This window comes from Bradyrhizobium yuanmingense, from assembly GCF_029167105.1.
GTDB classification, from domain to species: Bacteria; Pseudomonadota; Alphaproteobacteria; order Rhizobiales; family Xanthobacteraceae; genus Bradyrhizobium; species Bradyrhizobium yuanmingense_A.
This window is the reverse complement of the sequence record NZ_JARFML010000003.1, coordinates 63320-78860: the sequence shown is the minus strand read 5'-3', so window position 1 is coordinate 78860 and position 15541 is coordinate 63320. Positions and strand designations below refer to the sequence as shown.

Below are 15541 nucleotides of genomic sequence, written 5' to 3'. Positions count from 1 at the left end.
CCATGAATCCCCTATCAACTGCAACACCAGGGACCGCAGGACAAAGAATTGGCCTGATCGGCGCAGGACGCATGGGTACCGGCATAGGAATCAGCCTTTTGCGTCATGGCGCCGAGCTGCATATCAAAGCCAACAGAAACCGTGTTGGCGCGGAACGCTTGACTGGCATGGGTGCCTATGAGCACACAGCAATTTCTGAGTTAGCTCGGCATGTAAGTGCCGTCGTTTTATCTCTGCCCTCAAGCTGCGAGGTCGAGGCAGTCTGCCTTGGGCAACATGGGCTATTTGCACATTTGGCCCGACAGAGTTTGATACTTGACTGCACAACGTCCTATCCTGCTTCAACGCTCGCTTTGGCCGAACAGGCCAAAAGGCATGACCTACACTTCATAGACGCCCCCGTAACACGAAGCCCTGAACAAGCAGAACAAGGGCATCTCAACGCCATCGTTGGATCTGATGAGAACACCTTTCCTGCCGCCGCTCGTGTTCTTACCGCATTTTGCGAGAACATTGTCCACGTGGGTGATATTGGACAAGGCCATAAGCTCAAGCTTGTCTACAATAGCATGACGATGGGCATAGCGGCGGTGGCTGCCGAAGCTTGCCAATTTGCCGAGGCCATCGATGTTGACCTTGCAACCTTACGCTCTTTGGTCAGTCGCGGCGCAACCAACAGCGGGATATTTCAGAATTTCGCAGCCTTCTTGTTAGGCGAAAACCCGGATGCTTTGGCAATATCGATTACAAATGCCAGGAAAGATATCGAGTGCGGCGTGCGATTGGCAAACGAGACCAGGTTGAAGGTACCGGTTCTGACTGCCGCCGCGCAAAAGTTCCACGCTTCCGTTGCCGAAGGCAAAGGTGAATTGACCTTGCCTTATCTCGCGCTTTCCGAAGGACACGGATCATAGCGCAATCCGAAAGGGTCCTAAGAGATAACTGTGCCGTCCTTGCCTTCCAGCGGCCTGCGAAGTGGGGATGGCGGAGCCATCCCCTTCTTTGTCTGGATCTACCGCACTCGGCGCTCGGGCCGGGGATTGCACATGACAACTCCATCGGGCTCTGCCACCACGCAGGTTGCCGCCGCGATGTCGGAGATAGAGTAGCGACCAAGCGATCACTCAGCGCGCCGGGACGGTCTCCGTGAGTGCGAACTCAAAATTGACCTGCCACTTGACCAGCCCATAGTCCGTATTCTTCCGAAAGTTGCCCCCTGTCGAACAAGTGCCTACTTTTGTGAAGGATATCACCTTCTCGAACAGGTGGCACTCTCCGACCAAGATGCGCGGAAGCCCGAAATCCTCGCTCAAATGGTGCGAAGGAATGGGATCGCTCGCAGTTATTGGAGAGAAGACAGCAAGGAGCACCCGCCGCATTAACTTCGACGAGAACGAGCACCCAGAAAAAGAACGGCACGCACGTCGCGGACGAGTTTTAGGGCGGGTTCGACCCAGACCCACACCAAGCTAAGAACGTCGCGGCCTAAGTAGGTTTTCGCTCAAGCGTCGCCGAGGCTCCCTCCACACAAAGAGAGGTTTGTGGTATTCGCCGTTGTCCAAGCGCGCCTGCTCGCGGCTGCGCCAATTCGGGTCCGGCACCCTGCGCGCGATCAGCTTGCGATTGAGGGACTTGGAAAGATCGGCAGCGGCCCTTTTTGCCAGCGGCCCATGGGGGACGGTCAGCTCCCTCTTAGTGGCCTCGCTCACAAACGGCACGAACGTCCCGAACGCGCTCATTTCGAGGAGACTGGTACATCATGTAGGTGGTCTGTGGGATGACGTTATTGTCGCTCAGTGGTCATTTTGCTGTCTTTGGTCAGTAGACCTCCTTTGGATTATCTCACCACACAGCCGAACTTGAAGAAGAACCCGGCGGGCATTTCTCCGCCAATATCGATCAAGTGAAGGACGTAATCGAACGTGGCAGGGAGCTTGGGTGCATATTGTCGGCCTAGGAACGAAAGGGTAGACATCGGTGTACTTGCTCTGTTGGCAAGTGGCGTGCCAGCAGACCGCGCTAAGCCTTATCATGGTTTGAAACTCAACGCGGTCCCAGTGATTCGGTGTCGATCCTTACAGATTCGAAGCGCCTGTCCGGAACTGGACAGAAGTCTCATGGACGCGGCTGTTCAGAGGCGACGCCGGGGCAGACTGAACACGATCAAAGCTCATTCTTTGCGCCCTCTGCAATCTTTCGCAAGTAGTAGTGACCGTTTCTGGCCGCTGACCTAACTGCGTGGTGAGCTTCTTCTGTTCTCCCCACGCCGCTCTCTGGATCGCCAGGGAGGCGAGCCGGCCTATTTGTAGGCAGCCATTGGATCGCCAAACTTATAATTGAGCCGCGCCGTGACCAGATCAACGCCCTGGTGCATTCGATCTGTCCCAAAAGCGTTGGAGAAGTTCACGTCGTTGTCAGGCATGAAGAGATGATTGTACTCCAGTCCTAAGAACCAGTTCGTTGCGAGCTTGACATCAATTCCCCCTCCAACGGCGAGACCCCAGCGGACGATATCTGCCGTCGCAAGCTGCTGCCCTGTCACATCCGAGTAGATCTTATAAGAGGTACTCGTCACCGCAGCGCCGGCGGTGACATATAGCAGCGCTTCGTCAAAGGCATATCCAAGGTGACCAGTGAGCAATCCCAACTTGCTCAGCGCCGTTTGATTCTTGGCGTTTGACCATTCGCTGTTATTGGAGCCTTTAAAGTCGGACCAATTGGCTCGGCCTTCCACCCCGAAAACAGTTCTGCCAACTTGCCACCGGTGGCCGATCTGCGCTCCCAAAGTGCCCCCGCTTGCGTCGTGCGAGCCTTCGGGCGTGGTGCCGTTTAGATACCAGGAGTTTTGACTGGATCCCCAACCATGATTTAGGCCGGCGTAGAACCCGCTCCAATCGTAGTAGGCGGCAGCAATCTCGGTCGGCGGCAGCGCCCTGTAGATTTGTTGCGGAGCGGAGTCCGCGCCAAATGCGGGTGGCAGAATGCAAACAACGATAACGCTCGCGCTCAGTATTCGGCTCATTTTCATGTCGGTGCTACATCCGTGTACTCGCTCCCCTAGCGCAACCTTCCTTACCATTTGTTGCGAGAAATGCTGTCACAGAGCTGCAACAACCCTCTCGACATTTCGGTTCGAATCGAACCTAGCGTTAGATTGAAGTGCGCAGCACGACTTTGGCCGACACAATTTCTGTACAGCCGTTTCGTGTTGCGTCTTGGCTGGCTGAGGCGAAGGCGTGATGATTCAGTTCACGCCATTGTATGCGAAGCGACGGGCGTTACTTGATCGCGCCGACGATAATTATTCAGGGCATGAATGGAGAGTATAGCATGATTGCCCTTCGAAGTTGTCAGGTCACTCTCTCATTCCAGCTGCTGCATACGGGCTTCTGAAGATACGCTCGATTATGCTTTCGGATACAGCGCGCAGAGCCGCTGCTATATCGAGAGTGGCAGGAGCGCAAATGCGCCGCATGAGCTGAGTCGGCGCATGGATTGGCGGACCATGGGCCTTTCGATCAGCACCTGAGCGCGCAACCACAGCGGACGGTGCCGCAAGACTGTGCACGTTCTGCCGATCTTTGCGTCCCGGGTTCAGCCGGAGACGGACCAGAGCCCGGTGGCCCGCTCCATCGCCGGTCATTTCGAACGTCGGGACCTTCATGCTGGCAAGCACGGCCTTGGCTCGGCAACTCCTTCGAGGAGAAGGTAGGACTGGCTCGCGCCTGCATAGCTGGAATTCCGGGCAGGTGACGCAGATACCGTGACTGCGCCGCAGCTGCTCGGCATCGGCCGCTACTTCGATGCCAACGATCGCGGCCTGTCTGTGCCTAACGAGAGCTGATAGTCCTTGCGACATGCATCCCGCGCGCCTCGCATCAATCGGCTTGTCTATGGTCGTGCCGAGATCGCCGGTCTCGGCCCTCACCCCGTTGGAAGGTAACGAGGCCCGCATTGACTAAACATTTCCCTCGCGAAGAAACGGACGCGATCTAGTCGAGGTCGCCCATCGCATCGACATGGCCGCCCCAGCCTGATCTTGGCCGATGTCACTCGAAACGCAGCGCTGAAGGGAGGCGCAGTATCCATCCGAGCTAGGCCGCGGACAAGGGCTTACCGATTCCAGCGCTTGATGAGTTCGGGGTCTTCCTTGTGCATCCTGATGAGCTCCATCAGGTTTCGATGCCGAAGTCGGTGAAGGCCATGACCTGGTCGTCTATGCCGTAAACCCAGATGACGCCATCCTCTGTGTCCATTCCGTTGGCCACGTCCCAGAGCCAGTCCTCGTCTTCGCCGGGGTCTTTTGCGAGGCGAGCGACGGTGAAGACGGCGTAAACCTTGTTGACGTGCATGGCTACGCCGCCTGGGCAGAGGACCTCGACGCAGGCGGCGTCCAGTTCCAGGGCAACAACTCGTGCAGGCGGTTCTGCGGCATCTCGGCGATGCGCGCGAAGACATCGGCAAGCCAGGCTTTCGGGTCGATGGCGTTGAGACGCGCCGTCATGATGAGCGTGGCCATCACGGCAGCCCGCTCGGCGCCGCGATCAGAACCGGCGAACAACATGCTTTTCTTCCCAGTGCAAAACCGCGCGACGCTCGCTCTGCTGCATTGTTCGTCATGCAGATCCTTCCGTCGTGGACAAGGCGGGCAAAGCCTTCCCAACGGTTGAGCAGATAGTTGATCGGCTTAATCACGTTGGACGAACGCGAGAGCCGGGCAGATTCCGCCCGGAGCCAAGTCTCAAGGTCGGTCAGCAGTGGCGCGCTTCTTTCCCGGCGGATCTGCAGCCGTTCCTCGGCGCTCAGCTCATAGATATCGCGCTCGATCTCAAACAATTGGTCAATCCGACGAACCGCTGCCAGCGCAACGGGCGAGATCGCCGTCGCCGATCTTTCGCGGCGAGCGTTCTGAGCGATGTCGGCAAGTTCGAAGAACGCCCTCCGGCCATGCGCCCAGCAGAAGGTGGGTGTGGCCGGCAACGCCTTGCGTCCGGGATCGAAGAGAGCATTGAACCCGCTATACGCATCGGCCTGCAGGATGCCGGCGAAGTCTGAAGATGCCGTGCGGGATGCTCGCCGCGCCGGTCACGTGAGGCGTAGAACAGCGCCGCCGGTGGATCTCGCCCGCCGAATGGCCGATCGTCGCGAACATAGGTCCAAGTCCGGCCGGTATCCGCCTTGCCCTTCGCCAGGATCGGGATCTTGGTGTCGTCACCGTGGAGCCTGTCGGCGGAGAGCACATAGGCTTCGATCAGTTCAAAGATCGGCCTGACCGCAAAGGCTCCCGCGCCAACTTGGTCCGCCAACGTCGAGACCGACAGCGCGATCCCCTCGCATTTGAAGCGCTCGCTCTGTCGATCAGCGGTTGATGCTGACCAAATTTGTCGAACAGGATAGTCGCCAGAAGCTGGGGCCCGATATAGCCCCGCAGCGTGGCATGGAACGGCGCGGGCGGCTGCGTGATCGTCTCGCAATCCCGACAGCTGAACTTCTCCCGCACTGTGTCGATCACCTTGAACCGGCGTGGACTCTCCTCCAGCGGGCGCCACGGGAATACATCGGGAGTTGAGGCCGACGTAGATCCGTCGACGGGGGCTTTTGCGTACCACGGGTCCGGACATTGCGACTTCCGCGCTTTGTCTGACAACTTGGCGCCTTCTTCCAGGCGATGGTTGATGTACGTCGTACAGCTCTACTTCCATTTCGCTGTCCACCGGCCCATAAAGGCGTGGCTGCTTTTACCTCTTGACTGCTCTGTATCGCCTTCTTGGGCTGCGGCCCGACTTCAACGTGGAATGCGGGTGCTCTGGCCGCCTGGTTCATCGCAAAACGCTCCACATTACTCGCGGGCCAGTGCGGCGAGGTCCGCTTCGAGCTTGGGCTGATGCTCAAAAATGGCGTCGATCAGGGCCTGCGCCGGCTGCTCGGGAGCCTCCACCAGCGCCGCTTTCCCAGCCCGCGCCGAGGGAGCGAACACCCGCTTGACGACTGTCGGCGAGCCCTTGAGACCGCATTTGGAGAGGTCCTCGACGCCGGCGTCCTGCGCGCTCCATTTCAAGATCGGCGCGCGGGCGGCTCGCAGCGCATCCGCCATCCCGCCGCGGCGAATCTGGTTGGTGGCCTCGAGCATGGTAATGAGACACGGCAGCTTGGTAAGCAGAACCTGGACACCGCCTTCCGCTCGCCGTTCCGCTTCAAGCGTGCGCGCGACCAGATCCAGCGTTCTGACCTTTGCGACGTAGGTCAGCTGCAGCATGCCGAGCCGCTTCGCAATACCCGGCCCCACCTGCGCTGTGTCACCGTCAATGGTTTGCTTACCGGTAAAGATGAGGTCTGGCGGCCCATACTCCTTGGCGATTTTTCGGATCGCGGCTGCCAACGCGTAAGTTGTTGCCAGAGTATCGGAGCCCGCGAAGCAGCGGTCGGTGAGCAGAACGGCTCGGTCGGCTCCAAAGGTCAGCGCTTTACGTAATGAATCTTCGGCCGACATTGGCCCCATTGTAAGCACGGTTACTTCGCCGTCAAACTTGTCGCGCAGCCCCAGCGCTGCCTCGAGCGCGAAGAGATCGTATGGATTGATGATCGTCGGTACGCCCTGACGCATGATGGTGTTGGTCACGGGGTGCACGCGAATCTGTGCTGAGTCAGGAACCTGCTTGATGCAGACGACGATGTGCATGTACTTCTCCATTTTTGGCGATAGTTGGCAAAGCGATCAGCAAGTGTCGTACCATAACGACAACGTTGAAAGACGGCCGACTGGTACAAGAGCTTGTACGACGTTGGTGGTGCTATCCTGACGTTTGGCCGGCGGTAGAACTCCGATATTCGTCGTGGATGCAACAGCAGCCCGCCTGATTTGTCGTAGATCTGGACCTGAGGGTGGGAGGGTATGGACTAGATGCGCGTTGCTTGAATCGACCGGCTGCGGATCCCTTTCTCTGCAGCGGCGATAGCAACGCCCACGGCCTTGCTACGGCCAGTTCGCATTGGCCTACTTCTCCTGCGGCATCAGTTCTGTGATTGAGGGCTGTGGGTTAAGGGATGTGCCCTTGTCGTTCCTAATGACAGTGGAGCCGTCGTGCTACCATTGATGTAAACTAGCTTCAGGGGCGGCGAAGCGCCAATGTTTGACATCTGTTCGCGTGTTGCAAGATTTTGTCGTTCCGATACTCGCCGACGTGCTCGGCTTGGCCGGACATAGACATAGCTCGAGGCGCAGCCGCGATCGGGAACGGATGACATGCCGTTGCCGGTAACATCGCGTTGGCGTCGTGCTAAACGATGACCTGCCATCGTGCTTTAGAAGCGCTTGATTTCGATCCCGTATCTCCTCAGCGCGTACCCTACCTGACGCGGCGTCAATCCAAGCAGACGCGCTGCCTTTGCCTGTACCCAGCCGGACCTTTCCATTGCCGCAATGACGCGCTCGCGGTCGGCAATCCTGCGACTCCCTACGAGAGCTGCGCTGGCAGGTGCGAGCGGAGCGACCTCGCTGCCGACGGGCGGGGCCAGAGCAGCAGCTTCGGTCGCCTCCCTGAAAGGCTTAACAGGCACCGGTACATCCAGCCCCCGCACAAGTGTTGTCTCGCGCGGCATGCTCTTCCACAGCTTCGCGGAAAGGCATTGACCTTGGTAGCACGCAAAATCACCTTTGGTGATTGACGATCCGGGCGTCAGAGTCGCAGTCCGTTCGACACAATTTTCAAGCTCGCGCACGTTGCCGGGGAAGCCGCAATTCATAAGCACCTCCATCGCACTCGGATCGAAGGTCAACGTACGGCTATTCACGCTGTTGAACTTTCGAAGAAACTCAGCAGCGAGAAGCGCAATATCATCACGCCTTTCGCGCAAGGGCGGAAGCAGCAACGGAACCACGCTAATGCGGTAGTACAGGTCGGCGCGGAACTCATTTCGTGCCACAGCCTCTTCAAGGTTCTTGTTCGTCGCGGCAACTACACGAACGTCGACCTTGATTGTCTGGTTGCTACCCACACGCTCGAACTCCTGCTCTTGCAAGACGCGCAGCAACTTGGCCTGAAACGAGGGCGATATTTCCCCGATTTCATCGAGAAAGAGAGTTCCTTGGTCAGCCAGTTCGAAGCGCCCCTTACGCGAGCTGAACGCACCGGTGAAGGCACCCTTCTCATGACCGAACAATTCCGATTCCAACACCGTCTCGGAAAGCGCAGCGCAATTTAGTTTTACGAATGGCCGCTTTGCGCGTGGCGACAGCTCATGAATGGCTTTTGCAACCAGCTCCTTGCCCGTGCCGGATTCGCCGCGCAGCAACACTGCGCTGTTCGATCTGGAGACCACCGCGATCTTCTCTAACAAGGCCCGCAGTGGCGGGCTATCGCCAATGATGCCTGGAATACGGACTTTCTTGCGCTCCCTCGCATGCTGCTTACGCTCTACTAAATGTCTTTCCTGCCCGTCCTTCTCAGCCATCAGCCGATCGCGGTCACAGGTGAACAGGCGGTGCAGCTTAACTGTCTGTCCTACCAGATTGGCGATTATGGTAAGAAGCCGCACGTCATGATCGAGTCGAACACGTGAGGTGTGGTCCACGATGCGGTCAATAGTTAGCGCGCCTGCAACCTTCGCATCAATGCGAATGGGAACGCCGATGAACGATACCACGACCTCATTCGACGCACCGAGCATATCTATGTCCGCGGCAGTAAAGGCTGGCTCATTCGTCACGTTTTCGGCAACGAGCGGCTCGTCCGTCGCCACGATGTGGTTGATTGCTTTTAGCGGCAGACGCATTCGGTAACGCTCGTCACTTCCCTCGCTCCAGCCAGAGCCTACGGTCATGTTCGGCATTCCATCATCGTCGAAGAGCGAGACGATGCCCTGCCGCATCTGCACAAACGATTGCAGAAGATCGACGACGTTGGCCAACGTGACCTCTAGCCGGCACTGAGACGTGAGTGCCTTCGTAATCTCAAAGATGCCGGTCAGCGTGCTCTCGAGCGACGGCTCTATGCTCACCTCACGGTCCGCCTCAGATTGCGAGTCAGGTCTTTCGCCTGCGGGCACAATATGCAGCATGAGGAGGTCTCCCTTGTCATGATCGCCCTCCCTGGCGGCTTGTTCGGCTTCACGAGATTGGTGTTGCATGTCTTCTCGCTCTAGGCGCTATATTGAGGAGATGACATAGAAGGATAACAGGTCTTCATGGCACAACGGCGCTTACGGTACTTTTTTGCTCTTGCGGCGTTACCGCGCCTAACCTGAATGAGAACACGCGCTCGACTGATTACCTCAGACGCGGATGCCAGATACGCCAACTACAAATGTTGCCCCCCGTTGATCGGAACCTCAGTGCCCGTGACATAACTTGCGGCGTCCGAGCACAGGAAGAAGAGGACCTTCGCGACCTCTTCGGCCGTGCCAAACCGGCGCAACGGAATACTCGGCAGGACACGCGCTTCCGTTTCTGGTGACAACATATCCGTCTTGATTTCTCCCGGCGCGATTGCGTTCACCCGGATTCCATGCGGCGCGTAATCATGTGCCATTTCACGTGTAAGAGATGCGAGCGCTGCCTTCGAAGTCGCATAGGCGCTGCCAGCAAACGGGTGCACCCTCGAGCCTGCGATTGAGGTCACGTTGACAATCGATCCTGACGCGGCTCTTAGCTCGTCAAAAAATCCCTGCGCTAGCAGGATGGGAGCCACCATGTTGAGGTGGAACACCTTCATCCAGGTCTCGAGTGACGTCGTCAACGAGGTCAACCGAGCGCCATTCTGCCCTTTTGGCGAGACGCCGGCATTGTTGATCAATGCGTGCAAGGGAGCACCTGCGAGGCGCTTCTTCACCTCGGCGATTGCGCGCGGCAGCATTCGGTGGTTACTAAGATCGACTTGGATATGGTCGTCGGGCCCTGAGTTCCATGGGCATCGCTTCTCATTAAACGGTTGGCGCGCGCAAGATATGATGCGCCAGCCAGCTTCCGAAAACAACTTTGCGGTGGCGTGACCGATTCCACGCGTCGCCCCAGTCAGCAACAGTGTCTTCCGCTCTTTCGGCTGGAAACCGGCGTCAAAGCCCAAAAGCCTGCAGTCCACGTCCGTTACGGGGTGGCCATTTAGTAGATCAAGACTCAACCGCGCCTCCTATTTTATCGCCTCGCCGGAGACCCCGCTGCAGGATTTGGGCCACACCGATGCAGCGGAACAGCTCTAGGGGATAGCGATCCAGCGGCGGGTTCGGGGACAGCTTGACCGTTTCCAAACATTGCGTGTGCGCTTTCTGACAACAACGCATATTCACGACAAGGCCAACATCGCCTTTCAGTGCGAGTGAACGCAATGTCATCCAGCGCATGTGGTCGGGCTTCCTGTTCAGGGATCATACTTTCCGCGACGGCGACTAGAGTGTTGCAGACACCGGACGTGCGCGAAGACGATGTACCAGCCACACCATGATCCCGGTCGAATCGGCCCCTGGCTCAATTGCATGAATTAGCCGATCCACAGCGAAGCGCCTCGTTGGCACAGCAAGAATACCTACTCAGGAGCCGCCGGGAAGATCTTAGCCGCGCGCTCTTACGATCGCAAATCAGACGTACCTGCCTCGTACGTCAGGTTCGTCTGCGACTTGCGTTTGACATGATGTGCACTCTGCCTGGCCGGTCGAGCAAAGGCACTTGGCGCATTGTGCATAGTGACGCAGTCAAGCACGTCCACACTGCGGCGACCCCATGCCGCGGCCACGGCTCGCCCCGTTTTCCGGCGGCGGCGTAAGCGGCGTTCCTCGCTCGCACAAGGTCGGCGGCATCATTGTCAGTAATGCACAATCACCATCAAGGATTTGCGGCGCGTGTTCCTCAACAGCAGCACCGGCCTGGACATTCCCATCGCCGAGCTCGCGCGTCTGGTGTGCCACGCCTTCCCGGCGCGAGACCAGCCTCGACGCGCCGCCCGCCGGCACGCCGCGCTAGCAGCTCAATATCCGGCCCGCGGCAATATCCCGTTCACGAAAAGGCTCACTAACTTTCAAGCGGTATATGATTGCGAGACGCAGCGGCGTTTCTCGTGAACGGAGGTTAACGTTGACGATCTCAGCGATCAAGTTGCCGCTCGTAGCTCCCGGGCAGCTGCGACCATATTTACCAACGCCGGACGCACCTCCTCCCACTTTCGGGTTTTCAGGCCGCAATCGGGATTGATCCAAAGTTGGGAGTCGGAGAGGTGTTGGCGCGCCAGCGTCACGAGGTTTTTCATCTCGGCCGTTTCAGGAACGCGCGGCGAATGGATGTCATAGACGCCTGGCCCGATCTGATTTGGGTACTTATAACTTCGGAAGGCGTCTAGCAGTTCCATCTTCGACCGCGACGTCTCAATCGAAATGACGTCGGCATCCATCGCTGCGATAGCATCGATGATGTCGTTAAACTCGGAATAGCACATATGAGTATGGATCTGCGTTTCGTCGGCAACGACTGAGGAGCAAATGCGAAAGCTGTCTACGGCCCAATCGAGATAGCTTTTCCACTGTGATTTGCGTAGCGGCAATCCCTCACGCAACGCCGCCTCGTCTATCTGGATCATTTTTGCTCCGGCGTTCTGAAGGTCGACCACCTCGTCCCGGATCGCGAGCGCGATCTGTAGGCAAGTCTCGCTTCGCGAGATATCATCACGAACAAACGACCAGTTCAGAATGGTCACCGGCCCAGTCAACATTGCCTTCACCGGCTTCTCGGTCAGCGACTGCGCATAGCGCCACCAGTCGACCGTCATCGGCTTCGGACGGGAAACGTCCCCAAACAGAATCGGCGGACGGACGTAACGCGAGCCATAGGACTGCACCCAACCGTGTTTTGTGAAGGCGAAGCCCGACAGCTTCTCTCCGAAATACTGCACCATGTCATTGCGCTCGAACTCGCCATGCACGAGCACGTCGAGCCCTATGTCGTCCTGCCATCTGACTGCACGCGCCGTTTCCGCTTTGAGAAATTTCTCGTACTGCGCGGCACTCAACGTCCCCTGCGCGTGGGACGCACGGGCACGGCGAATGTCTGCGGTCTGCGGGAATGATCCAATCGTCGTCGTTGGGAATGCTGGCAAGGCGAACCGGGCGCGCTGAAGCTCGGCACGGCTGGCGTACGGACTGTGACGGTGACGCATGGTTTGGTCAATCATAGTCATGCGCCGGGTGACGTTGGCGTTGTGAATCTTGGACGACTTCTCGCGAGCTACGGCCGCCCGCTTGGAGGCCGCAAGGAGGCGCGATACGCGGGCATGCTTGCCGGCGAGCGCACTTCCCAAGGTCGTCAGCTCCTTGATCTTCTGGACCGAGAACGCCAGCCAGCTCTTTACATCAAAATCGAGATCGCTTTCGAGCTCGACGTCGACCGGGACATGAAGCAGCGAGCACGAAGGGGCGATCTGGACGCGGTTATGACCGAGCTTTGCTATAGTTGGCGCCAACTTGTTGAACAAGTCCGGCAGATTGGATCGCCAGACATTGCGTCCGTCAATGACCCCAAGTGAGAGAACGAGATCGCTGCGAGCTATGGCGGCGATTGCGCTCAACTGATCTGACGCCCGAACCAGGTCGACGTGAAGCCCGGCAACCGGCAAGGCCAAGGCAGTATCGAGGTTGTCGCCGAGGCTCCCAAAGTAGGTAGCCAGCATGATTTTGAGGCCGGGCACCGCATTCGCGAAATGGGCATAGGCCCGCCCCAACGCGCCGCGGGATACCTCGTCGAGGTCAAGGACCAGGCAGGGTTCGTCGAGCTGAACCCATTCCGCACCTCGCGCGGCTAGTTCGCGAAGGACATCGACGTAGACCGGTAGAAGCTGATCGAGCAGCAACAGTGGATTGAATCCCGGATCTGCACTCTTGCCGAGCTTCAGGAAGGTGACCGGGCCAACCAGCACACAGCGCGTCTGGTATCCAAGGCTCTTTGCCTCCTCATATTCTTCAATCGCCTTACGAGAGGAAAGCGTGAATGTTTGGTCCTTGCGAAATTCCGGCACCATGTAATGGTAGTTGGTGTCGAACCACTTTGTCATTTCCTGCGCTGCCGCGCCGTGCCGATGATCGGCGTGCCCGCGATTTTCATCTTCACAGTCTCCTGCGCCGCGCGCCATGGCGAAGTAGGTCTTGAGTGACACTGGACCTGCGACCCAGCCGTAAACGTCAGGAATCGCGCCGACCATCACACTGGTATCGAGCACATGGTCATAGAGCGAGAAGTCGTTTGAAGGAATGATGGTCGCGCCAAGCGATTTCTGCCGCGCCCAGTTGGCGAGGCGAAGTCCAGCCGCAGCGTCGAAAAGCTGTGCTTGGCTTGACTTACCGGCCCAGTAGCTCTCGAGCGCAAACTTGAGTTCGCGGCGCGGACCGATGCGTGGCATACCTAGCGTGGCAACGGGAAGTGAACTGTTGGACATCGCTTCAACCCCTTGGTTTGGGGCAAGGCGATGGTGGATGCGCACAGGTAAAGGCCGCCGCAGCGGCGACTTCTTGAGGCACCACCGGGACACCCCGCCCGTGGACGAAAACGTTATCGGGGCAGGTCTCCTGGCTCGCGGGTCCTGGCTGCTGTCCGGCCTTCCCGAAGCCAACCGGCTTCAGTGACACTATTGGACCGCGGCTCGCCGCTTACAGTTGCGGGGGCAGCGCCGGCATCACACCGGCTTCCCTCTTAGCTCCGGATCAAGCGGGACCCAGAGAACCTCGAACGAAACTCAACTACCTGCAAAACAACCGTTCCGTCAACCGTTGAATTATCACCGCCTCACCCTCCCCGATGGGCACACGCCAATGAGAGGCATCCCAATCCGAGGCATGCCGCATGGCCGGGCCTTTCGTGACCTGCGCACGGGTGGATCGTAGATATTCAGTCGACCGTTTGTGCACGCGCTGGATCTTCACTCGGCTGTCTCCAATACGATATGCGACCGACTCCCCGAGGCGACCGCCAGAGCATGATCCAAAGTGCGGTCGTGGTCGGAACCAGCGAGCGCGCAGGCGGAGGCGTCTGGTCTTCGACTTCCGAATCTTGATCAAGTCGGCACGTTCGTGGAGCGGCTTGCCCGAAGCCGTGTAGGACCTCTCGAATGAGATGATGAATTCGGGCGCAAAACTCATCATCACGTGATCGCCGCACCGCACGACGTTTTCCGAAACCACCTCAATTGCGAATGCTGTCAGTCGCCGTGTTCACTCTTGTATGCCTCAAGGACCGATTCACATCATCGACAGCTGGCTAACAGCAGATTGGCCTCTGAATAACTGCTGGAATACCGATCGCTATAACTTCTGGCAGATGATGTTCTGCTGACTTTCATGAGGACGCAAGTCGTTCCGAAGATCCTTCAATTAGGATCAACCGAGTCGGATCCTTCAAATCGAACTCCATAACGCGTGGCGCGAAGAGGCGAGCATAGCGCGTGAAAGCACTCGTCGGTGGAAACCGAATGACCGTATCGCACCGCGCGAGGAGATACATCTCAATCAGGGCAGAAAACCCGCCTTCGGCGCCAAGTTCTGCACTATGTAAAGGTCCAGCATGAGGTGCCTGGAAATGCTTTGGGATAATGAAGAGATCGGGGAATACTCCAGATAGCTTTTCGACCATCAGCGTGCTGTCCGTGCACAAGAACAGCTTCACCGGGCTTGGATGCGGTAACGCTTTCGCCTTATGGATGGCAGTACATACCTGCCGAAAGGCGAGTTCCGGATCCGCCCAATAGGGCATATGTCCCATGATATCTTCGCCGTTGCCGTGACGAACATGAACTCCGATTATGCTGTGTCCCTCAAAGTGCTCTTGGTAAATGGCATCAATTCGAGCCCGAATTTCCGGTTGGGGTTTGATCGTCCGAAATATCTGCCGTTCGGCATCCTCATCGCAGCGCCACATTAAGCAGGCGTCACACACCACAGTGTTGGCATCGACATCTTCCGGGCTTTGGAAAAGTTGATCCAGCTCGTCACGCTCCTGGAAGATCTGTTCATCTGGGCGATAAACGCAATCTATCGGTGCCCTATTCCACCAAGATGGGAAGAACGGCCCTGGAAATGACATTTGATTGATCCGGTCATCGCAAATGACCCGCACCCCGTCGATGGCTTGAACTGGCTCGAAGAACACTGGAAAGGCGTTGGTGAATGGCTGATCGAGATAACATGAGCCACGCCAATCGATTGCCAACGTCCGCCCGGTCCGCTTTGCGTAACGCCAAGCTGATGCCAACGACCATAGGCAATCCCCGAATCCGGTCCGCCGTCGCGCAACCACGAACCGATCATTCATCGAGTCACTGACGAGCATTTCGCTTTGCCTCGTTTCCACATATTGGTTGGGCAGGAGAACTTACTGACAGGCGGCCGATGTAAGGTGCCGCCCGACGGCAAACTGATAACTCGGAGGCTCGCGGTGATAGTGCTCCTAGCACCGCTCGCCTGGACTCATGAAGGCTGGACATTCAGGTCGGATGAGAGGTTGCCAGCCACGCACTTGGTTTCGGTACGGCTGGCATTCCGCTCATCGCGCCGTCTCATCCTCTGCTGCGTCCGC

Annotated in this window: 9 protein-coding genes, 1 pseudogene and 1 riboswitch; of the genes and pseudogenes, 2 read left to right on the top strand and 8 right to left on the bottom strand. The window is 57.9% G+C overall.

The features are described from left to right. The first annotated feature begins 2 nt into the window (after positions 1-2). The gene (locus tag P0R31_RS05210; RefSeq protein WP_275513121.1) at positions 3-914 is read left to right on the top strand and encodes an NAD(P)-dependent oxidoreductase; all 912 of its coding nucleotides are present in this window, start codon (positions 3-5) and stop codon (positions 912-914) included. Positions 915-2299: 1385 nt separating this feature from the next. Here P0R31_RS05210 and P0R31_RS05205 read toward each other — a convergent pair. From P0R31_RS05205 to P0R31_RS05180, 6 genes and pseudogenes are all read right to left on the bottom strand, one after another. Then, positions 2300-3028 (bottom strand): outer membrane protein, encoded by a 729-nt coding sequence (locus P0R31_RS05205; protein ID WP_157286256.1) that lies wholly within the window; start codon positions 3026-3028, stop codon positions 2300-2302. Between the two features lie 1144 nt (positions 3029-4172). Further along, the gene (locus P0R31_RS05200) at positions 4173-4352 is read right to left on the bottom strand and encodes a hypothetical protein (protein ID WP_338025262.1); all 180 of its coding nucleotides are present in this window, start codon (positions 4350-4352) and stop codon (positions 4173-4175) included. 2 nt (positions 4353-4354) lie between these two features. Then, positions 4355-5539 (bottom strand): annotated as a pseudogene (gene tnpC / locus P0R31_RS05195) (IS66 family transposase); the annotation flags it as partial. Between the two features lie 300 nt (positions 5540-5839). Then, entirely contained in the window at positions 5840-6679 is an 840-nt protein-coding gene (locus P0R31_RS05190) for an electron transfer flavoprotein subunit beta/FixA family protein (RefSeq protein ID WP_157286257.1), read from the bottom strand. Between the two features lie 623 nt (positions 6680-7302). Beyond that, positions 7303-9126 (bottom strand): nif-specific transcriptional activator NifA, encoded by a 1824-nt coding sequence (gene nifA, locus P0R31_RS05185; protein WP_275513120.1) that lies wholly within the window; start codon positions 9124-9126, stop codon positions 7303-7305. Positions 9127-9296: 170 nt separating this feature from the next. After that, complete coding sequence (locus P0R31_RS05180; protein WP_275513334.1) at positions 9297-10076, bottom strand: SDR family NAD(P)-dependent oxidoreductase; 780 nt, start codon at positions 10074-10076, stop codon at positions 9297-9299. Positions 10077-10830: 754 nt separating this feature from the next. Here P0R31_RS05180 and P0R31_RS05175 point away from each other — a divergent pair. Continuing rightward, complete coding sequence (locus P0R31_RS05175; RefSeq protein WP_275513119.1) at positions 10831-11049, top strand: hypothetical protein; 219 nt, start codon at positions 10831-10833, stop codon at positions 11047-11049. Positions 11050-11078: 29 nt separating this feature from the next. On the opposite strand, the gene metE is transcribed toward P0R31_RS05175, so the two are convergent. Then, positions 11079-13409 carry a 5-methyltetrahydropteroyltriglutamate--homocysteine S-methyltransferase gene (metE, locus tag P0R31_RS05170; RefSeq protein ID WP_275513118.1) on the bottom strand — a complete coding sequence of 777 codons (2331 nt, stop codon included), beginning with the start codon at positions 13407-13409 and terminating at the stop codon, positions 11079-11081. A gap of 103 nt (positions 13410-13512) precedes the next feature. Further along, a riboswitch (cobalamin riboswitch) is annotated at positions 13513-13713 on the bottom strand. A 592-nt stretch (positions 13714-14305) separates the two neighbouring features. Next, positions 14306-15295, bottom strand: a complete 990-nt coding sequence (locus tag P0R31_RS05165) for a nodulation protein NodZ (protein WP_275513117.1) — start codon at positions 15293-15295, stop codon at positions 14306-14308. Positions 15296-15541: the final 246 nt, after the last annotated feature.

Bases quoted from the DNA above. Each gene is read 5' to 3' on its own strand.
- P0R31_RS05210 (WP_275513121.1), top strand. From the start codon at position 3: ATGAATCCCCTATCAACTGCAACACCAGGGACCGCAGGACAAAGAATT.
- P0R31_RS05205 (WP_157286256.1), bottom strand. From the start codon at position 3,028: ATGAAAATGAGCCGAATACTGAGCGCGAGCGTTATCGTTGTTTGCATT.
- P0R31_RS05200 (WP_338025262.1), bottom strand. From the start codon at position 4,352: ATGCACGTCAACAAGGTTTACGCCGTCTTCACCGTCGCTCGCCTCGCA.
- P0R31_RS05190 (WP_157286257.1), bottom strand. From the start codon at position 6,679: ATGCACATCGTCGTCTGCATCAAGCAGGTTCCTGACTCAGCACAGATT.
- nifA (WP_275513120.1), bottom strand. From the start codon at position 9,126: ATGCAACACCAATCTCGTGAAGCCGAACAAGCCGCCAGGGAGGGCGAT.
- metE (WP_275513118.1), bottom strand. From the start codon at position 13,409: ATGTCCAACAGTTCACTTCCCGTTGCCACGCTAGGTATGCCACGCATC.
- P0R31_RS05165 (WP_275513117.1), bottom strand. From the start codon at position 15,295: ATGCTCGTCAGTGACTCGATGAATGATCGGTTCGTGGTTGCGCGACGG.